Source organism: Dryocola sharpae, from assembly GCF_051307055.1.
Classification (GTDB): Bacteria; Pseudomonadota; Gammaproteobacteria; order Enterobacterales; family Enterobacteriaceae; genus Dryocola.
Map to the genome: position 1 here is coordinate 3,891,319 of NZ_CP149994.1, position 18,869 is coordinate 3,910,187.

Annotated in this window: 21 protein-coding genes; 2 read left to right on the forward strand and 19 right to left on the reverse strand. The window is 52.0% G+C overall.

The genetic code is table 11. The features are described from left to right. Nucleotides 1-13: 13 nt before the first annotated feature. From WLO31_RS18580 to pcoA, 18 genes are all read right to left on the reverse strand, one after another. Nucleotides 14-1,522, reverse strand: coding sequence for a UvrD-helicase domain-containing protein (locus tag WLO31_RS18580; RefSeq protein WP_006781413.1), 1,509 nt, complete (start codon nt 1,520-1,522; stop codon nt 14-16). Nucleotides 1,523-1,650: 128 nt separating this feature from the next. Then, nucleotides 1,651-2,334, reverse strand: a complete 684-nt coding sequence (locus WLO31_RS18585; RefSeq protein WP_006781411.1) for an N-6 DNA methylase — start codon at nt 2,332-2,334, stop codon at nt 1,651-1,653. A 108-nt stretch (nt 2,335-2,442) separates the two neighbouring features. Then, nucleotides 2,443-3,375 (reverse strand): DUF1281 domain-containing protein, encoded by a 933-nt coding sequence (locus tag WLO31_RS18590; RefSeq protein ID WP_006781409.1) that lies wholly within the window; start codon nt 3,373-3,375, stop codon nt 2,443-2,445. Between the two features lie 105 nt (nt 3,376-3,480). Further along, nucleotides 3,481-4,467 (reverse strand): ArdC family protein, encoded by a 987-nt coding sequence (locus WLO31_RS18595; protein ID WP_006781408.1) that lies wholly within the window; start codon nt 4,465-4,467, stop codon nt 3,481-3,483. Nucleotides 4,468-4,548: 81 nt separating this feature from the next. Next, nucleotides 4,549-4,896 carry a hypothetical protein gene (locus tag WLO31_RS18600; protein ID WP_006781405.1) on the reverse strand — a complete coding sequence of 116 codons (348 nt, stop codon included), beginning with the start codon at nt 4,894-4,896 and terminating at the stop codon, nt 4,549-4,551. A gap of 67 nt (nt 4,897-4,963) precedes the next feature. Continuing rightward, nucleotides 4,964-5,566 carry a DUF3085 domain-containing protein gene (locus WLO31_RS18605; RefSeq protein ID WP_006781404.1) on the reverse strand — a complete coding sequence of 201 codons (603 nt, stop codon included), beginning with the start codon at nt 5,564-5,566 and terminating at the stop codon, nt 4,964-4,966. Between the two features lie 75 nt (nt 5,567-5,641). Beyond that, on the reverse strand, nt 5,642-6,289 hold the full coding sequence (locus WLO31_RS18610; RefSeq protein ID WP_006781402.1) for a hypothetical protein: 648 nt from the start codon (nt 6,287-6,289) through the stop codon (nt 5,642-5,644). 84 nt (nt 6,290-6,373) lie between these two features. Continuing rightward, nucleotides 6,374-6,739 (reverse strand): hypothetical protein, encoded by a 366-nt coding sequence (locus WLO31_RS18615; protein WP_006781400.1) that lies wholly within the window; start codon nt 6,737-6,739, stop codon nt 6,374-6,376. A gap of 462 nt (nt 6,740-7,201) precedes the next feature. Continuing rightward, entirely contained in the window at nt 7,202-7,570 is a 369-nt protein-coding gene (locus WLO31_RS18620) for a hypothetical protein (RefSeq protein ID WP_154283625.1), read from the reverse strand. Nucleotides 7,571-8,159: 589 nt separating this feature from the next. Then, nucleotides 8,160-9,140, reverse strand: coding sequence for an IS5-like element ISKpn26 family transposase (locus WLO31_RS18625; RefSeq protein WP_020899206.1), 981 nt, complete (start codon nt 9,138-9,140; stop codon nt 8,160-8,162). Then, nucleotides 9,137-9,882 (reverse strand): IS1-like element IS1B family transposase gene (locus WLO31_RS18630; RefSeq protein ID WP_223151193.1). Its coding sequence is split into 2 segments (ribosomal slippage): nt 9,137-9,633 and nt 9,633-9,882, totalling 747 coding nucleotides; the frame shifts between segments, so codons are not numbered across the junction. Before WLO31_RS18630 ends, WLO31_RS18625 begins: the two co-directional genes overlap by 4 nt. A 184-nt stretch (nt 9,883-10,066) precedes the next feature. Then, nucleotides 10,067-10,501 (reverse strand): copper resistance system metallochaperone PcoE, encoded by a 435-nt coding sequence (gene pcoE / locus WLO31_RS18635; protein WP_004388336.1) that lies wholly within the window; start codon nt 10,499-10,501, stop codon nt 10,067-10,069. Nucleotides 10,502-10,716: 215 nt separating this feature from the next. Next, complete coding sequence (pcoS, locus tag WLO31_RS18640; RefSeq protein ID WP_006785898.1) at nt 10,717-12,117, reverse strand: copper resistance membrane spanning protein PcoS; 1,401 nt, start codon at nt 12,115-12,117, stop codon at nt 10,717-10,719. After that, entirely contained in the window at nt 12,114-12,794 is a 681-nt protein-coding gene (gene pcoR, locus WLO31_RS18645) for a copper response regulator transcription factor PcoR (RefSeq protein WP_001188930.1), read from the reverse strand. The genes pcoS and pcoR overlap by 4 nt, the downstream gene beginning before the upstream one ends. Before the next feature lie 54 nt (nt 12,795-12,848). Continuing rightward, a complete protein-coding gene (gene pcoD / locus WLO31_RS18650; RefSeq protein WP_229692861.1) occupies nt 12,849-13,727 on the reverse strand; it encodes a copper resistance inner membrane protein PcoD in 879 nt (292 codons plus the stop codon). A gap of 55 nt (nt 13,728-13,782) precedes the next feature. Further along, nucleotides 13,783-14,163: a copper resistance system metallochaperone PcoC gene (gene pcoC, locus WLO31_RS18655; protein WP_000025662.1), complete on the reverse strand. Its 381-nt coding sequence runs from the start codon at nt 14,161-14,163 to the stop codon at nt 13,783-13,785. Nucleotides 14,164-14,202: 39 nt separating this feature from the next. Next, nucleotides 14,203-15,093 (reverse strand): copper resistance outer membrane transporter PcoB, encoded by an 891-nt coding sequence (gene pcoB, locus WLO31_RS18660; RefSeq protein ID WP_006785895.1) that lies wholly within the window; start codon nt 15,091-15,093, stop codon nt 14,203-14,205. Between the two features lie 5 nt (nt 15,094-15,098). After that, a complete protein-coding gene (gene pcoA / locus WLO31_RS18665) occupies nt 15,099-16,916 on the reverse strand; it encodes a multicopper oxidase PcoA (protein WP_000925242.1) in 1,818 nt (605 codons plus the stop codon). 233 nt (nt 16,917-17,149) lie between these two features. Here pcoA and WLO31_RS18670 point away from each other — a divergent pair, with 233 nt between their 5' ends. Further along, nucleotides 17,150-17,599: a copper resistance protein gene (locus WLO31_RS18670; protein WP_001023257.1), complete on the forward strand. Its 450-nt coding sequence runs from the start codon at nt 17,150-17,152 to the stop codon at nt 17,597-17,599. A 288-nt stretch (nt 17,600-17,887) separates the two neighbouring features. Further along, nucleotides 17,888-18,625 (forward strand): peptidoglycan DD-metalloendopeptidase family protein, encoded by a 738-nt coding sequence (locus WLO31_RS18675; RefSeq protein ID WP_004118669.1) that lies wholly within the window; start codon nt 17,888-17,890, stop codon nt 18,623-18,625. 33 nt (nt 18,626-18,658) lie between these two features. On the opposite strand, the gene WLO31_RS18680 is transcribed toward WLO31_RS18675, so the two are convergent. After that, nucleotides 18,659-18,856, reverse strand: coding sequence for a DUF2933 domain-containing protein (locus tag WLO31_RS18680; RefSeq protein ID WP_000843497.1), 198 nt, complete (start codon nt 18,854-18,856; stop codon nt 18,659-18,661). Nucleotides 18,857-18,869: the final 13 nt, after the last annotated feature.

The window sequence follows — 18,869 nt, forward strand, 5'->3', positions numbered from 1 at the left end:
CATAAAAAACCAGTTACTCATTCTCAGAAGTTTTTCCCGTTTCTTCGTGGCTGTCGGCACTCTCTCCATTTCCGGACGGTACGGTTTCGTACGTCGTCTCGCGGTTTTTCCCGCCTTCATCGCTCAGCCAGCGCATCAACTCGTTAAGCACGAGCGTTCTTCTGGCCCGGGTGACAGCCACGTACAGCAGGTTGGTCTCATCCTGCCGCTCATCCTGCGAAAGAAGCGGGTCGGTAATGTCGGTAAAATCCTCACTCAGCATCACCACCGGCCATTCGAGCCCCTTGCTGCGGTGTGCGGTTGAAACCGTGACCTGAGCCTCTTTTTCATGAGTGACGACCTGACGGCGCATAATGGCCAGCTTTTGAGGGAGCGGGAAAAAGTCATCGAGCAGGCGAATAGCCTGGTTCATCTCCACGTCCTGCGTGGCTTTGGCTATCGAGCAGTACTCGTCAAAATCCCGGTAGTCCCGGCTGAAGCGCGGGGACTGCATCTTTTCAGGCATATCGGCGGAGAACCAGTACAGATCCTCAAGCTCTTCGGTCTTGTAGCCTTCAATCCCGCCGACCCAGAAGACCTTTTTCTCCATGAGACTTGCCGTTAAAGCACTCCCAATCACACCGGATACCGTCCGGCTCAGTACAGCAATGTGCTCAGTTCCCTCCGGAATTCGGGTCACCACACTGTCTTCCCCCCCGTTGCCTGTTACCTGTTTATCTTCACCGGCACGGTCCAGCAGGATGTTGGCCATACGCGCGACCTCAGGGCCAAAACGAAAACTCGCCGTCAGCCACAATTTGTCTGCCTGCGCCAGCTGAGGGGCATTGAGCGCGTTATCCGCCCCGCGAAAGCGGTAAATCTGCTGGTAGCGGTCGCCGACCAGGATGACCCGGCAGGGCTGATTCAGTACAAACGCACTGGTCACCGGGTTAGCGTCCTGCGCCTCATCGAAAAGGATGGTATCCCAGCGTGTTGATAAATCAGGATGTGAAAGCTGGAAAAGTTTAAGGTAGGTGTCGTGCGTGACGGGAAAGGTTGAATCAGTACGGCTCATTTCATACCAGAGGATTTGGATTGCCCCCAGAATTTTACCGGCATCGAGACCGTGGCGATCATCCTCAGACGGCAGATGTATCAGCCCCGGCTCAGTATCTGCACTGCAGAGGAACATGTTCAGCCCGCTTAGCGCCAGCCGCGCCAGCGGCCAGTGGCGGGTATTGAGCTTGCGGGCCACATCCGTAATGCGCAGACTGGCTGTCAGCCGGTCACGGAAATGCCTGCCGAAACGGGCCCATGCCAGCTGATGCGACGTTTTACACTCTACGTTATAGGGGAATTTGCGTTCAGCCTCATCCCGCACAGCGCGATTATAGGCAAGGTAAAGCATCTTACTTTCCGGGTTGGCTTCAGCGTAGTTCACTAACGTGGAGGTTTTGCCTGTGCCTGCAAACGCATTTACCACAAGATGATTACCCTTCCATTCGATGATGGCGTTTTGTTCGGCTGTTGTTTTCCAGGTCACTGTGTTCTCCCGCAGCAGCAGATGTGAAAAAAAACAGCCTGACAGCGGGAAGAGTTCACTACGATAAAAAACCAGATACCGTGCTTCAGAAATAAAAAACGCTCCCGGGCGGGAGCGTGTGGATGTGATTATGCCGCCTGCAAGTACCGTGGATCCAGACGAACAGGCCAGCCGCCGAGATAGTGCCCGGGGGTATAGAGTATCCGGCGTCGTTCATTCGCCAGGGTATTACCTACCACCACTTCGCCGGCAATCCCGCACAGGGACAGCTGTATGTAAGCCATTCCGGCCGCAAGCGGATCGATATCTGTCGCGGATACCCACAGATACCGGTGCGGTGGCCACCCCGCCTTTTGCAGAACATCAGCAAATGCCAGCACCATGCAGCCGGCACCGCACGCAGGTTCACTCAGGGTGATGAAGGGTTTGTCACGGAACAACGCTTCAGTGTCGCCCAGCTGCATGGCCGCCATCATTCTGGCCACGTCCCAGGGCGTGAAAAACTGCCCCCTGTATTTGTCACCCAGCTCCAGCTGCATAAAGACGCGGCCAAGGAAGTCCCCGGGCGCTTCACCCAGCCCGTTAACAACGTGGGCCAGCAGCTGCGCCATGCGCGTGACGTCCTCCTTTTCGTATCCACCGACTATACGCAGATACTTTTGCTCCTGCGCTTCACTGAAGTGAAGCCGGTTTTCCAGCGCGATGACGCTGCAGCTGATGAAGTCTTCAAACACTTTAAACCGGTGATGATACCGGGCCGTCTGACTGAACAACTTAACAAAGGCTTTTTCGTGGTTAATCATGCCAGGCATGCGTCTTCTCCATAAAAAAAGGGAACACGCACCCTGACCAGGGGACGTGTCCCCTGAGGGTAAAAAGCCACGGCATTGCCGTGGCTGGGTTAACGGAGGAACAGGCTTTTACCCCCGGACCTCACGATAAGATGCTGCTTCCTGAGTCGATAACGCCGGCTCATCGCTGACGAGATAAAGCACCTGACCGGGCTGAGACGCGCCGGCCGCACCTTTGTGTCCGTCGACATGTTCGCCGCCGTCATAGCAGTCGTAACCGCTGAGCCCGCTCACGGGCTCGCTGTAGCTGTGACGCACCTCGCAGTCAAATACCGCAGAAATTTCCCCGACAACCTCACCTGACGGCGGAAGCCAGGGCGTATCCATCTGCAGCGTAAGACTGTTTGGCGAATGCCGCTGCCAGTTGACATTGTGCCCGGCAGGCCACTCCATGCCGTACTGCCGGCAGTAGAGGCTGGTTGTGGTCGATACGCCTGACATCAGCCCTCCGGAACCGTTCAGCTCTGCTGCCAGCCGCGTAGGTATGACGGCCAGCATATCGCAGGGCTGGGAGCGTTCAGGATACTGGCTGAGCCGCTCCCAGGCAGTTGCGGCATCAGACTCATCGCCGGCGCTGACCAGACCAAACCAGTCGGTGTATTGCCTGGCAATCAGCTCCGCCATAACCTCACGTGCCGGGTCGGGAATATTCTCCCATTTCAGCGCGCCCAGACCTGACTGGTGATACAGCCGGTCAATGGCCCGGATGGTTTCCGCATCGAGGATGGCATCCTTCAGCAGGAGCGCCAGCCAGCTTTCAAACGCCTGATTGGCCGCAGTGGAAAGCCCTGTGCCTGCACGGACCAGCCCCTGACAGGGCGGATACGACGTTGTGCGCACCGGCTTGAGTATCCCCGCCGCGCCAGCCAGAAAAAGCTGTATGCTCTGCTGCACTGCGTGGCGGTGACGCGGTACGTCAGTTCCGTTTATCCACTGCAGCATGACATCAATGCAGACGGATTTACCGGTGATTTCCAGGCGGTTATGACACCATTCGGACATAGTGAATACTCCTCTTTCATAAAAAAAAGAGGACACAGCCCCGTGAGGAGCGGTGTCCTCACGGGAGGGCGACAGTTACGGAATAACCGCCACCGGATAAGTTAATTACGCCGCCACAGCCTGACTTTCAGGCAGTGCCAGTAGATATTCCGACGCTTCCCGGGCATGCCGGCAGGCGCGGAACAGGGCCTTTTTGTCAGATTTCAGCACCTTCAGCCAGTGGTCCACATAGCTGTCGTGCTGAACCTCACCGAATACCCCGAGTTGGGCACACAAAAACGCACTGCCCATTTCGGCGATGAGCTCCTCAAAGGCATACACCGGGTCCCCGAACTTGCGGGATGAGGAGGTTATCCCCTCCCGGTTAAGTCGCTTCGCATGACCGGTACTGTGTACCAGTTCATGCAGCAGCGTGGACCAGCAGTCCGCCTCCGTAAAAAACTGCTCAGCCACCGGCATCACAATTTCATCCGTCAGCGGACGGTAATAAGCCCGGTTCTGAGGCAGCATCCGGTGTTTAACCCCTGTGGCGTTAAACATCCGGATCACCCTGTTCATCACGTCCGGGCTGAGTATGCCGTCCTCATCCACCGTCGGCGGTTGCTCAGGTGAAGCCGCAACCTCTGCCGGCAACCCCTCACACTGCTCAGCGTTGAACAGCTGCAGGGGTTTAAGCATCGGCACGGTTTCCATCAGCGGTTTACCGTCACTGTCATAAAGGCGGTTGCCTTCGCGATCCTCCGCCTGCTTCGTCCAGTCCTTATAAACCACCGCCAGGGTGGCTTTCTCACCCTTACGCACCTGCCCGCCAGCCTGCTGCGCCTGCCGGTAAGTCATCCAGCGGTTATTGCGAAAACCCTGCTCTTCCGCTGACATCCAGAGAAGCAGGACATTCACGCCGCTGTAGTGACGTCCGGTTGTGGCATTTAGGGGCAGACCGGCCAGACCGATGCCGGCAGCCGCGCGCCACGGCTTACGCCAGGGCGCGACGCCGTTTTCCAGAGCGACAACAATGCGGTCGGTGATCTGACGATAAAGGTCAGTATGTTTTGCCGGACGGCGGGCCGCCTTGTGTGAAGTCGTTTTTTTCATGAGATATACCTTTAATCAGAGGCATACCCCTGCGCCGGCGGGCGCAGAGATACGCCCGTCGACGGGAAATTCAGAAGTCAGTTACCATGCGGCATAAAACCACAGGTATTCATGTTCAAAGTCAAAATCACTGAGCAGGCTTTCCAGCCTGTCACGCAGGGTGAAAACGTACTGCAGCCGGCGCTGAAGAAGCTGATTATCCTCATTCCCCTCTGTAAATGTCGCAATCGCACAGTCCAGCCTCTCTTTCAGTTGCTGAATATGCTCGCGTGACAGTTCCAGACAGGTCGCGTTTTCCACCTCACCGACATGCTTATCCACCCAGGTAATCAGTGAAAAATCGCGGCTCAGTTCATACACCGGATGATACGGTGCCGGTACTGCGACGATCTGCCTGTGCTGGCTGTAGAGAAAAATATCCAGTCCCATACGGGCCTCCTTCGGTTCAGAAAGAGGCAGGAACCTTTCCGGCAGGAAAAGTCCCTGCCGGGGTGAGTTAACGTCCGGTTATTCGCAGCGCCCCCTGCGGGGTCACCTGCGATAACCTGGCCTGCAGCCTGCCACAGGCGTTCAGAAAGGTTTGATGATCTTCAGGCTTCGCCCGCTTACAACTGATGAAGGCCGCCTGCTTTAGCAGACGCACGGCGTTTTCACGCCAGCGGCAGAGTTCATCAGGCCCGACACAGGCATTGAAGTGACAGACTGCACTCGCCAGAAGCTGATCGGCTTTCTGGCGGTACTGCGCGACTTTCACCCGGTCAGTCGCTGCGGTGAGCACCTGTATCTGTGTGTCGGTAATCAGGATCCTCAGGTCCGTCCTGCCGGACAGTACAGAGGTGGCTACCGCGTCGCTTATCGACAGTGATTCAATGAAATCATCGCCGCCGGCAAGCAGGCGTGCCGTGTCGTACCAGTCCTCATTTTTCTGAGGGTGACACCCTGTGGCATACGCAATACGCGGCACCGGATCGTTGCCCTGCCAGGCACCGGTGGCCGGCATAAGATAAACACCCTCATCCTTTGCCAGGTGAAGCTGACCTCCCTGCATGCGGGCGGCCAGCAGGACGTTCGTCAGGTCTTTGTTGTCGAAAAAAAGCATGGGGCTCTCCTTTAAAAACGGGAGAGCCGCCCCGTCCGGAGTGATCTCTCCCGACGGGGTTAAAGTCAGTACTGTTTACAGCGCGTCAGTTTTTTCCGCGACCCGCTTCAGTTCATACAGCTGAAATTCAGCCTCCGTAAACGCATTCCAGTCGTCGTTGCTCAGCACACGCTCACCACCGCAGAGCAGCTGCAGCAGCAGGGAATCAAACGCGTCACCACGCACCGGCGTTTTCAGTACCGGCTGAGGCGCGGTCAGCGTCGGCTGCTCAGGCAGGCCGAGATGTCGCTCAATCCAGCGTAACGGTAACGCCCAGCTGCGGCCTTCGTCAGAAGAATGTATCCGAAAGCTGCCCGGACACAGGTTATGCAGCAGGACCATCACAATGCGTGCAAAGAAATCGCAGGGCTGATGCTGAAAATCCAGCTCCTGGATACTCAGCGTATTGCGGTTGCGCTCACGCTCAATCGTCATGTTGACCGGCCAGACACTGCCGCCTGTGTCGCCACAAAACGCCATGACATCAGCAACCGGAAAGAGGTCAGCCGCGCGATTAAGCGACGGCAGATACGTATTCCCCGGACGCAGACGCACCGGCAGTTGCCAGAAAGTTTCTGTGACGGCCAGAACGAAAGCATGCCAGTGTCGCAACGGAACCGTGCTGACGTGCTCGATGGTGTAGACAACCGACATGGAAGCCGGCGAAGAAAACAGGTTTTTCATCGATAAATCCTCCGCGAATAAAAAAGGGGGGATTTATCCCCCGGACGGGAGTAAATCCCCGTCAGGGTGTGTTCTTTCTGCTGGTTACATCCGTTCGAGAGCCGCTATAGCCCGATCACACCGGGCATCCTGGATACCTTCATCCACGGCCTTCTCCCAGAAGGGCCGGTTAATTTCTTTTCCCAGCTCGTCCAGCGTGAAGAGCAAATTTTTAGACGTATCAGGCAAAGGCGGAATATCGCCTTCCCCGAGTAAAAAGACAAACCAGCCATAAGCTGTGCCGGTGCCAATGATGGAATCTTCCAGAAACGTCAGTTCATTCGGTTCATCCCGGTCCGTATGAAGATCGAGACGCTGGAATGCCCTTATGCTCAGAAGTTCACTCTCAAGCAGGCAAAGCCAGCTGAGCGTGTCCAGTGGAGTTTTAAGCGTATAAACGTCTGTGTGCATGGGTATATCCTCAGGTAAATAACGGGATATTCCCTCCGACGGAGAGATATCCCCGTCAGGGTCCACAACATTTTTTGACCGGCGTTCATCAACCGATCAGTTCAGTGCATATGAATCAGATTGCTCCTGATACACATATTCAGGATTAAAGCGCAGGCTTTTCAACGCAGCTACCGACAGTGGATCTACGGAATTTATGCCCGAAACGGCCACGCCATCCAGTATGTCGCCAGCCTCCACCCGGGGAGAATATCCGTAATACTGACACCATACACAGAGTTCGGGGTCAGCCGGATCACAATCACCGAGCGGTGCGACAAAAACCTGTTCGCCACAGGAGACGTTATCTCTGAGGATTTCGCCCGGATGAAAACACCACTTACGGGGCCATACTGAGCGGGACATACATCCCGTCGCGTCTCAGACATCGACAGAATACGGAAAGTGACATCGTGCAGTGCTTCAGTCATGAGAATGCCCTCCGGAAAGAAAACGGTAGCGCAGGTGTGCCAGATGCTGTGCCTGACGGCAAGCATGGCGGTATGCGTTTCGACGACCTGTTATTCCCTCAGGAAAGGAAACCGGCAGGCGGTGAAAAACATACTCGGCGCGGTGGCAACCTGTACGAACGGTAAGAAAGACGTTAACGCCCTGGTCTTTGACAGAAGTGATGTGCGCACGGACGGCATAATTGCCCGAACCGTTGACATACCAGCTGCTGTTGCGATGCAGATAAATGAAAGATTTCAATCTCCGGACAGCTGCGTCAGCAGACTGCTGAAGCTGAGTAAGGAGATGTTCAGGGAAAACCGCAAAAGAGATGACAGACATGGTGTTTCTCCATAAAAAAAGGAAACACCTGCCCGACCGGGAAGTGTTTCCCGTCGGGGAGTCAGAAAAAACAACATTCTGACTGTCTGATAAGTTGAAATGACCTCAATCACTGTTCAGCGATATCCGTTTCCAGAGGTTAAACGGATTTACCACCCGAAGGTATCCTCTCTCAGGCTGCGAGGATTTTCCGGTCACCCGAAGGTGTTTCTCTCAGACCGGTGAAACGTTAGCTGCTAGTCACCCGAAGGCGCTCCTCTCAGACTGCCGGAGCATTAGCTGGTTGCATGTAGCAACAAGTAAGCCTGTCTATTTTCAGAGCAAATAGTGAACATGTCAACTGACGAACTGGCACAATATTGTCATTAACTTTTTTTAATAACAGTCCCTAGCCTACGGCTAAGATTATTTATACATTTTCGCTGACTTATATCCTAACTAAGGAAGGTGCGAATAAGCAGGTCATTTCTTCCCAAGCTGACTCGCTGATTAAAATTTCGCGGATCTGGGCCGATTTTTTTCCCGCAAACACATCGAATCAGCCTATTTAGGCTATTTTTTCCACCATTTCTGGCGTTATTTCCGGTTTTTACTGAGATCTCTCCCACTGACGTATCATTTGGTCCACCCGAAACAGGTTGGCCAGGGTGAATAACATCGCCAGTTGGTTATCGTTTTTCAGCAGCCCCTTGTATCTGGCTTTCACGAAGCCGAACTGCCGCTTGATGATGCGAAACGGGTGCTCCCCCCTGGCACGGATGCTGGCTTTCATGTATTCGATGTTGATGGCCGTTTTGTTCTTGCGCGGATGCTGCTTCAAGGTTTTTACCCTGCCGGGACGCTCGGCGATCAGCCAGTCCACATCCACCTCGGCCAGCTCCTCGCGCTGTGGCGCTCCTTGGTAGCCGGCATCGGCTGAGACAAATTGCTCCTCTCCATGAAGCAGATTACCCAGCTGATTGAGGTCATGCTCGTTGGCCGCGGTGGTGACTAGGCTGTGGGTCAGGCCACTCTTGGCATCGACACCAATGTGGGCCTTCATGCCAAAGTGCCACTGATTGCCTTTCTTGGTCTGATGCATCTCCGGATCGCGTTGCTGCTCTTTGTTCTTGGTAGAGCTGGGTGCCTCAATGATGGTGGCATCCACCAAAGTGCCTTGGGTCATCATGACGCCTGCTTCGGCCAGCCAGCGATTGATGGTCTTGAACAATTGACGGGCCAGTTGATGCTGCTCGAGCAGGTGGCGGAAATTCATGATGGTGGTGCGATCCGGCAGGGCGCTATCCAGGGATAATCGGGCAAACAGGCGCATGGAGGCGATTTCGTACAGGGCATCTTCCATGGCACCGTCGCTCAGGTTGTACCAATGCTGCATGCAGTGAATACGCAGCATGGTCTCCAGCGGATAGGGCCGTCGGCCATTGCCCGCCTTGGGATAAAACGGCTCGATGACAGCGGTCATATTCTGCCATGGCAGAATCTGCTCCATGCGGGAGAGGAAAATCTCTTTTCGGGTCTGACGGCGCTTAGTGCTGAATTCACTATCGGCGAAGGTGAGTTGATGGCTCATGATGTCCCTCTGGGATGCGCTCCGGATGAATATGATGATCTCATATCAGGAACTTGTTCGCACCTTCCATAATGCCCGATGACTTTGTCATGCAGCTCCACCGATTTTGAGAACGACAGCGACTTCCGTCCCAGCCGTGCCAGGTGCTGCCTCAGATTCAGGTTATGCCGCTCAATTCGCTGCGTATATCGCTTGCTGATTACGTGCAGCTTTCCCTTCAGGCGGGATTCATACAGCGGCCAGCCATCCGTCATCCATATCACCACGTCAAAGGGTGACAGCAGGCTCATAAGACGCCCCAGCGTCGCCATAGTGCGTTCACCGAATACGTGCGCAACAACCGTCTTCCGGAGCCTGTCATACGCGTAAAACAGCCAGCGCTGGCGCGATTTAGCCCCGACGTATCCCCACTGTTCGTCCATTTCCGCGCAGACGATGACGTCACTGCCCGGCTGTATGCGCGAGGTTACCGACTGCGGCCTGAGTTTTTTAAATGGCGGAAAATCGTGTTGAGGCCAACGCCCATAATGCGGGCGGTTGCCCGGCATCCAACGCCATTCATGGCCATATCAATGATTTTCTGGTGCGTACCGGGTTGAGAAGCGGTGTAAGTGAACTGCAGTTGCCATGTTTTACGGCAGTGAGAGCAGAGATAGCGCTGATGTCCGGCAGTGCTTTTGCCGTTACGCACCACCCCGTCAGTAGCTGAACAGGAGGGACAGCTGATAGAAACAGAAGCCACTGGAGCACCTCAAAAACACCATCATACACTAAATCAGTAAGTTGGCAGCATCACCCGTTGGTCAGATGAATGCCATTCCCTTGACAGTTGAAAATTTATGAGAGAGTTAAAAAAACGCTCCCGGACGGGAGCGTAAGCCAGTGACTTCGGCGTCAAATGAGGGTCTAACAAGTGGAGCTGCGGGTTAATTCTGGGTGATCTGGCTGCGATGCTTTTCAGCCTGCTGCTGATGAATAACGGAAGATTGACCATTATTCGCCTTCTCATGCACAACAGCGGCTTTCTCATGCTCGTTCATTTCGGAAAATGATTTTGCTGTTTCGTTAGAAGCTGCTGGCTTGGATTTCATCATTTTTTTATGCATTTCAGCCATGTCCTGATGGGCAGCAGAATTGCCGTTTTGCATCATTTCATGGGACATTGCGGCCTGATCGTGACCGCTCATATCCATCATTTTCATGCTCTCCCCCTGAACTGCACTTTTTTCAGCGGATGATTGCATCTGATGGGCAGGCGCCTGGGCATTATTTACCTGGTCATGCATGTTCATTGTCTCTGCAGCCCAGGCAGATGAAGCGACAGCCATCATGGCAATAAAGGATACAAGGATCTTTTTCATGGTTGGGTCTCCGGTGTTTTCATACCCGAACAATCAATGCTTATAACAGAGAAAGCATTTGATCTCAGGGCTGGTTGATCATCATGCTAGGAACCGGGCGATTGAATTATCACGCTGTCCTGATTTATGGCTGATTATAAAAAACCGCCTCTGTTTATCGCGTGACTGAACGATGACATTTTTGTCACCTTCCGGGTTTCTCCTGAATAACGGTATTAATCCATTAACAGACGCACACTGAACACAATTTCCCGCCCCTGCTGTTCTGCTGACAGCTCGCCGCCGTGAGCATGAATGATCGACCTTGTAATTGATAATCCCAGCCCCGCGCCTTCCGTGTTGTAGAACCTTGATGAGTCTGCGCGATAGAACCGGTCAAACAAACGTTCCAGATTAGCGGGAACCTGGCCGGATATCGTATTCGTAATCATCACGTTCACACAGTCACTGTCACGCTCAAGGTGTATCGCTGTACAGGTGTTATCGGGAGAATACTTGATTGCATTGGAAAGCAGGTTACTGAAAGCACGTCGGAGCATATCGCTGTCTCCGGCAACAACGCCCTCTCCTTCAACCGTGATTGTCTTTCCTGTTTCGTCTGCCAGGGGCTCGAACAACTCACGTAATTCATTCAGTTCGGCTGCCAGATCCACATCATGTTTATCCAGCCGCAGCAGACCATGCTCTGAACGTGCCAGAAAAAGCATGTCACTGGTCATTCGTGACAACCTTTTCAGTTCTTCCAGGTTAGCGAATAAAATTTCGCGGTAATGCGAAACATCCCTTTCCTTAGCCAGTGCAAACTGCGTCTGCATCATCAGATTACTGACTGGTGTGCGCAGCTCATGCGCGATGTCAGACGAGAAATCTGACAGTTTCCGGAATGCCCCCTCCAGGCGATCAAACATATTATTGAACTCCTGCATGGTCTCAGAGATTTCCGGCGGAGCCAGATCGGGATTTAGACGCTGATCCAGGCTGTGTACGGTCATGGAGGAAGCCAGACTGGTCATTTCCCGTAGCGGTTTCAGACCAATACGTGTGGTCAGCCAGCCCAGAAAAACAGAAATAAAGACCAGACCGATATTGAACCAGAACAGCCAGGTACTGAGTTTGTCCATAAACAGGGTGTGATACCCAGTATCCGTGGCAACCGTAATGATGACATGTTTGCTTTTACCCTGTTCCGGCGTCACGGCAACCCGCCGCGAGATACTGCGGTACACGGTGTTATTTTCTTCCGTCTGGATCATATAGTCGAGAATATCACCCGACTTATTAAGCAGGACCGCTGGAACAACAGAATTTTTGGCATAGAGTTCAACAATTTTTTCATTTTCCATGTTTTTTATAGAAATGAATAAGCCATTGTGCCCCACCATCGCATCGTTTATTTTTTCTGATAATGACTTAATATCCGTTTTGTTCCTGAACGTCTCTGTTTTAAGAAACTCTTCGGTGAGCTGAAGTTTACCTGTCAGAAAATCGCGGTCCTGATTATCGAAATAGCCATTAAGGGTGCTAATCAGGATAAAACTTGATAACCACCATACCGTAAGCATCACCGCAGAAAAAATCAGGCTCAGGCGTGTGGTCAGGGAAATTTTGAACCTCACTCTTCTCTGATCTCCAGGACATATCCGGCACCGCGAACGGTATGGATCAGTTTTGGCTCAAAGTCATCATCAATTTTACTTCTCAGACGTCTCACGGCGACATCAATCACATTCGTATCACTGTCAAAATTCATGTTCCAGACCAGGGACGAGATAAGACTCCTGGGTAACACTTCTCCGGTGCGTTGCAGCAGCAACTCAAGCAGAACGTATTCTTTACCGGTGAGATGGATCTTCTTCCCCGAACGGATCACGGTCCGGCGCACCATATCAACGGTCATATCGGCGATGGTGCAGACTGTTGCGGCCTGCGAGCGTGCCCGGCGCAGTAGGGTTCTTACACGTGCAACCAGCTCCGTAAAATCAAAGGGCTTAATCAGGTAGTCATCTGCGCCAAGCTCCAGTCCTTTCACTTTGTCCCGCACGTTGTCCTTTGCGGTTAAAAACAGGACCGGTTCTTCGTGCCCGGACTCCCTCAGTGCGCTGATGATTTGCCACCCGTCGAGGAAAGGCAGCATCACGTCCAGTATTATCAAATCATACTGTCCCTTCGACGCGGCCCCGAGACCATCGCGGCCATTATTAAAGAGATCGGCCTGATAGCCTTCCTCAACCAGTCCCTGCTGCAGGTAACGACCTGTTTTTTGTTCGTCTTCAACGATTAAAATACGCTGCATGGTCAACTCGCTGATATGAAAGTAAAAATCTCACGCATGAGCTTTGGCTGTCCCCTAGCTGACCTGAGACGGAGCAAGCATTCCGAGCCACGCTACGGCGCCCAGAATGATAATCGCAACAACGAATTCTGTCAGGATGCTGTTTCGCATCAGGGCAACGCTGCGATCATAATTCCCTTCCCTGACCATAACTTCAAGCCGGGGACCCAGGTGAAACCGGTTTGCTGCAGCCAGAAGAAGCATCAGAACAAACAGAGCCGTCTTGGCAAGCAATATCCTCCCCCAGGAACTGTTGAATAAGGGAGTTAAGTTACCCTCAGCAATATACAGATAGTTGACCAGCGCACTCAGGATCAGGGCTACAACAATCACCGTTCCTGCCGTGGCAAATTTTGCCAGGGAGTCAGATATCACAATGACGCTCTGTGCATTATGCTCGTTTCTGCGCATCAGCAGGATAGCAAATGCAACCAGAGCACCTGTCCAGGCACCTGCAGCGCCGAGATGGGTCAGATCGCTCAGTAAATGGAGATAGTAATGCAGACCGTCATGCATAACGGCGTGTCCTCCCCAGGCAAGTGTAGCCAGCGCCACGCCCCCACTCATCGTCATCAGCAGGCAGGACAATACTCTCTTATTAGTGTAAAGGAACAAAGCACCGAGTGTGGTAAACAGGGCACAGAGCCTGACAATCCAGCTAATACCCACATCAGTTTCTTCTATCACCATCTCGATAACATGGATGGATAATTCTCTGAGGTCAGTTACTCCACTCATGGCATTAGATACCAGGAGCATATTAATGCCAGTAAGAATGATGCCTGTAACAACAGCAAAGGTTATAAACGACCTGAAATTAGTCAGGTTATAGGTTTCATGTCTGACACCGCTTATTCCATATATCTGAAAAAATGGCAATCCAAATATTACCATCAAATCCAGATAAAGAAGAAAACGAATAACAATCATAATCAGGTCGTTCATAATATTACTTCACTGTAAAGGTGTAATTACCGGTAATAGGGTGCGTATCTGAAGAAACCGCGCGCCAGTCAACACGATAAGTGCCAGCGGGTAAAGGCTCTCGCGGAATAATGACCATCGATTTAGGGTCAGCGCCTGGCGCCACTTTTGCCGCGACCGGCATCGGAGAATGTGATGACATGCCTTTCATACCCGTCATCGTTAATTTTGCACCTGAGAATTTCACGGTCAGATTTTCCGAGAAATTAAGCTGAATCTTTTCCGGGGCCGCTACGGCTGAATCAGCCTGTGGCACAGAGCTTTTTAATTCCGGATGGGCCATAGCAGAGAAAGCAACGCCCATAACGAGGCCACCTGTAAGAATGGCTTTATTTAAAATCGACATTTTATTTACCTGTTTAGTTGAGTGTTTTATATCAGTGCGTTAAAACCAGATTCTGGCTCCCGCCAGGAATACTACCTGATGGTCTTTCTCACCTTCTCTTTTCGCCATATCGGATGTTTTCCCGTAAAGTTGATTCCAGGAAACGCCTATATAGGGTGCAAACTCACGGCGTATTTCATAGCGCAGCCGGAGCCCCAGCTCTGTGTCAGTCAGTCCCCTGCCGCGACCCCGCGATTCATCATCCTGACTGTAGAAATTCACCTCATAGGATGGCTGGAGTATGAGCCGGTTAGTCAGTAAAACGTCGTATTCTCCTCCCAGACGAAGGGCTGCTTTTCCGCCATTACTGACAAAACCCGAAATTTCAGACTCAAAATTATAGAGTGCCAGCCCCTGAAAACCGACAGCAGCCCAGGTCCGGGCAGAAGCAGGTCTGAAATCCTGCCTGACACCCGCAACCAAATCCCACCATGGGCCAACCGCATGTCCCCAGAGTAACTGCGCTTCAGCCGCCTCCGTTTCCCCATTGCTTCGTTCACCTTCACTCTTTAGCCAAATCCGATCTGTGTCGCCTCCAATCCAGCTGTTAACACTCCAGCTGAAATTGTTGGTGTTATCCGACCGTTGCCATTCCAGTTGATCCAGCAGAACCAGATAATTAATCGCACTGTCGTGAATCGCATGCCCCTGTAAATTGCCGAATGCAGCCTTCCGGTCGGCATCGGTAACAGGCGGAATTGGCGTTCTGCTCTCAGTTACAATGGGCTCCATTGACGTCATCTCAGTGAAATTCTCATCTGCTGGCATCTGCATGGCAGACATGTCGTGCCCGGCGTGGGGATCTGCAGAGACGGAGCCCGCCGCAATAGAAAGCTGTGAGGTAAACAAACCGGCGACCAGAACAGGTATGGCCTTCAAATTTCTCTTCATTCGCATCATTCCTCCACCCGGACTTCACGAAACATTCCCATTTCCATGTGATAGAGCAAATGGCAGTGATACGCCCAGCGGCCAAGCGCATCTGCTGTCACTCTGTAACTGCGTTTTGTACCAGGGGGAACATCTATTGTGTGTTTACGAACCATGAAATTACCGTTTTCATCTTCCAGATCGCTCCACATACCATGCAGGTGAATGGGGTGAGTCATCATGGTATCGTTGATCAGCGTGATCCTGAGCCGCTCACCGTATTTCAGCAGCACCGGTGCGGCATCTGAAAACTTGATTCCGTTAAATGACCAGGCAAACTTTTCCATGTGGCCGGTTAAATGCAGTTCTATGGTACGGCCAGGTTCACGTCCGTCAGGATCCTCAAAGCGGCTTTTCAAATCCGCGTACGTGAGAACCTTTCTTCCGTTATTTCGAAGACCAATACCCGGATCATTTAATTTCGGAGAGACGCTCATCGCCTGCATATCAACCAGTGGGTTATCCGTTTCTGACGCAGGATGACTTTGCATACCCGGCATTCCGGCCATCCGGGAATGATCCATACCGGCCATGCTGCTGTGATCCATGGGCGCGGAGGATGTCCCGCTATCCGGAAGGTCAGCACCGTCCATAGACATCATCTCTCCGCTGTTATCCATGCCTCCCATCTGGCTGTGGTCCATTCCTGCCATATCATGTCCCATTCCCCCCATACCCATGTCTTCCATGGTCAACAGAGGACGGGGATCGAGGGGGGGAACGGCAGCACTTAACCCCTCTCTCGTGGCCAGTGTCCCTCGAGCGTAACCGGTCCTGTCCATGGATTGTGCGAAGATGGTATAGGCCTCACCCTGAGGCTCCACAATGACATCATAGGTTTCGGCAACGGCAATCCTGAATTCGTCAACGGTAACCGGGTTTACATACTGGCCATCTGCAGCCACGACCGTCATTTTCAGCCCGGGGATACGGATATCGAAATAGGTCATTGCCGAGCCGTTGATAAACCGTAAGCGTATCTTTTCACCGGGACGGAACAGTCCGGTCCAGTTTTTCAGCGGGGCCTGCCCGTTCATGAGATAGGTGTAGGTGTAGCCACTGACATCCGCGAGGTCAGTCGGATTCATTTTCATTTCAGCCCACATTTTCCGATCGGCAATGGTGGCTGACAGCCCCCTGGTATTCACGTCGCGGAAAAAAGAGCCAACGGTTGGTTTATTGAAATTGTAGTAATCCGACTGTTTTTTTAATTTTTTCAGCAGGCTGTGAGGATTTTCATCGGTCCAGTCAGACAACATGACCACATGCTCACGATCGTAAGCAAACGGTTCTGGCTCCCTGGCATCGATGATAATGGCACCGTATACCCCCTCCTGTTCCTGCAGACCGGAATGGCTGTGGTACCAGTAAGTCCCGTTCTGCTTAACCTTAAAGGTGTAAACGTAGGTATCATCAGGCTCTATGCCCATAAAACTCAGCCCCGGAACACCATCCATATTGGCCGGAAGAATAATGCCGTGCCAGTGAATGGACGTCTGTTCATTAAGACGGTTTTTGACCTTCAGGGTAATGGTGTCACCTTCTTTCCAGCGAAGAACGGGCCCCGGCAGGCCTCCATTGATTGTTTTGGCCTGACGCTCACTGCCCGTGATATTGACGGCCGTTTCACCAATGGTCAGGTCAAACTGAGTACCCTGCAGGGATGCGGCAACTGGCAGGCTCAGACTGGAACGCGCATTGAAACTCCATACGCCAAGACTTCCGGCTACGCCAGAGAGGGTTAACCCCTTCAGGAAAGTTCGTCGAGACGTTTTCAACAGCATGCGCATTCCCTTATTTAAAGTATGGTTACTGACAGAATTCGAGAACCGATTTAAATTAAATTACTGGTTCATCCACTACAATGAAATGAATCTAGCACACCTTAAGAAACAAATTCATTACAATCGTGTAATGTACATAGCTGTATTACATTTACGTCATCTTCCCCACAGGTTGATTATTTTTATATATGATCATAAGGACATCTTTTATGTACCTCAGAAGGTAATTACACATGAATATATTAATCACGACCACTGCGTTTACAGCTTTATTTTGTGGGGCAGCTTTTGCTCAGTCCAGTGATATTGCCCATGAAGCACATCGATTTGTTAATAATGCCTCAGCCGTCAGTCATGTGAATTCCTCGACGCATGAAAACTTACCGGACAGGGTTAATAAAAACAACACGCCCTCATTCTCTGAAATGAATGAACATGAAAGGGCCATTGTTGCTCATTCATTTATGAACAACAGCGCGTCCTATGCGCATCAGAAAATGATTGAGGAACATAAAAAAATGCTGTCCGGCAGTGATGCAAATTCAAAGACCTCGTCTTCTTCTTTTAACGAACTGAATGCCGGAGAAAAAGCCGCTCTCGTGCATGAGCAGGTCAATAATGCCGGTGCGGAAGCACATCAGACGCAGGCAAGAAAGCTTCGCGGGCTGTATTCGACCAGGTAACTGCAGGCGGGTTAGTGCTTAGCGTCAGGTGCGCAGCAGGGCTTTACTGACGGGTTACGTAGCAGGACATGAGCCCCATATTGCTCTGCCGTAACCTGTTTCAGTCCCGTTAATCATCACCGTCGGGCTGGTCATACAGTTCCCAGAGCTTCAGGAGCAAACGGGAAACAAGATATGTTACAAAAATGACGACCATCAACGGTGCTCCCGATTAACTGACAGATGACACGCCTCCTGAAAACCCCTAGCATACGCCGCAGTGTTCATGCTAACGGCGAATTCCAGTAAATGTATTCTACCGATGTCGTAAAAGAAAATGCCTACCTTTCAGCCACCCGCTCGGGGCTGGAATCGAACGAGATCGCTACTCTTCAGCGCTCCTTGCCTTCCCGGTTTAATCTGCGGCATTTGAAAAAAAATGAATCATTAAAACTCGTACTGCAAAAGAAAGCGGGAAAATCACGTGTCGTGGCCTATAAATTTACGTCCGGTTCATTTAATTACACGGCGTATCGTATATCAGATAAAAAGTTCTATAACCTTTCCGATACTTCCGGGAAAGGCAGTCTCGATTATCCGTTACCGGCCACAGCAAGACTCAGTTCGCCTTTCAATCCTGCAAGACTTAACCCGGTATCGGGAAAAGTGAGTCCCCATAATGGCATTGATTATTCCATGCCCATGAACACGAAAATAGTCAGCGTCATCGACGGAAAAATCACCCGGGCCGAATACAACAGTACCATGGGATATTTTGTTGAAGTAACGGGAAAAGCCGGTGTTAAAACTCGCTATCTCCACCTCAATAAAATACTCGTTACTAAAGGGGCCAGGGTTACCCGGGGAGACGCTATTGCGTTATCCGGTAACAGCGGACGTTCATCCGGTCCTCATCTGCATTACGAGCTGGTCATCAATAACAATCCTGTTAACTCACTGGCGTTCCGGGCAGCGGCACCCGCTGATAACAAACTTGAACAGCATGCCTTTGCGCATGCCAGAGACTACGAACGATACCTGGACTGATAACGGGGCCGCGACGCGGCCCCGTCTGCCGGATTAATTTTTTTTATCGTTTTCACTTCCTTGATGTTGATGATCTCCATGCCCTCCGTGGCCGTGGAAAAGATGCATTAGCGGGCAGACCAGCAATAACAGATATGGCCAGTAACCTGCCACATGTGACCAGTGTTCGCGCAGGAGGGCAAATGCCGCGATCGCGGCGACAGCAATAAGCGCATAGGTGGTACTTTTCATACTGGACTCCTTC

Coding starts and splice junctions, on each gene's coding strand:
- WLO31_RS18585 (WP_006781411.1), bottom strand. CDS start 2,334: ATGCCTGGCATGATTAACCACGAAAAAGCCTTTGTTAAGTTGTTCAGT.
- WLO31_RS18590 (WP_006781409.1), bottom strand. CDS start 3,375: ATGTCCGAATGGTGTCATAACCGCCTGGAAATCACCGGTAAATCCGTC.
- WLO31_RS18595 (WP_006781408.1), bottom strand. CDS start 4,467: ATGAAAAAAACGACTTCACACAAGGCGGCCCGCCGTCCGGCAAAACAT.
- WLO31_RS18600 (WP_006781405.1), bottom strand. CDS start 4,896: ATGGGACTGGATATTTTTCTCTACAGCCAGCACAGGCAGATCGTCGCA.
- WLO31_RS18605 (WP_006781404.1), bottom strand. CDS start 5,566: ATGCTTTTTTTCGACAACAAAGACCTGACGAACGTCCTGCTGGCCGCC.
- WLO31_RS18610 (WP_006781402.1), bottom strand. CDS start 6,289: ATGAAAAACCTGTTTTCTTCGCCGGCTTCCATGTCGGTTGTCTACACC.
- WLO31_RS18615 (WP_006781400.1), bottom strand. CDS start 6,739: ATGCACACAGACGTTTATACGCTTAAAACTCCACTGGACACGCTCAGC.
- WLO31_RS18620 (WP_154283625.1), bottom strand. CDS start 7,570: ATGTCTGTCATCTCTTTTGCGGTTTTCCCTGAACATCTCCTTACTCAG.
- WLO31_RS18625 (WP_020899206.1), bottom strand. CDS start 9,140: ATGAGCCATCAACTCACCTTCGCCGATAGTGAATTCAGCACTAAGCGC.
- pcoE (WP_004388336.1), bottom strand. CDS start 10,501: ATGAAAAAGATCCTTGTATCCTTTATTGCCATGATGGCTGTCGCTTCA.
- pcoR (WP_001188930.1), bottom strand. CDS start 12,794: ATGCAGCGTATTTTAATCGTTGAAGACGAACAAAAAACAGGTCGTTAC.
- pcoD (WP_229692861.1), bottom strand. CDS start 13,727: ATGGTAATATTTGGATTGCCATTTTTTCAGATATATGGAATAAGCGGT.
- pcoC (WP_000025662.1), bottom strand. CDS start 14,163: ATGTCGATTTTAAATAAAGCCATTCTTACAGGTGGCCTCGTTATGGGC.
- pcoB (WP_006785895.1), bottom strand. CDS start 15,093: ATGAAGAGAAATTTGAAGGCCATACCTGTTCTGGTCGCCGGTTTGTTT.
- pcoA (WP_000925242.1), bottom strand. CDS start 16,916: ATGCTGTTGAAAACGTCTCGACGAACTTTCCTGAAGGGGTTAACCCTC.
- WLO31_RS18670 (WP_001023257.1), top strand. CDS start 17,150: ATGAATATATTAATCACGACCACTGCGTTTACAGCTTTATTTTGTGGG.
- WLO31_RS18675 (WP_004118669.1), top strand. CDS start 17,888: ATGTATTCTACCGATGTCGTAAAAGAAAATGCCTACCTTTCAGCCACC.
- WLO31_RS18680 (WP_000843497.1), bottom strand. CDS start 18,856: ATGAAAAGTACCACCTATGCGCTTATTGCTGTCGCCGCGATCGCGGCA.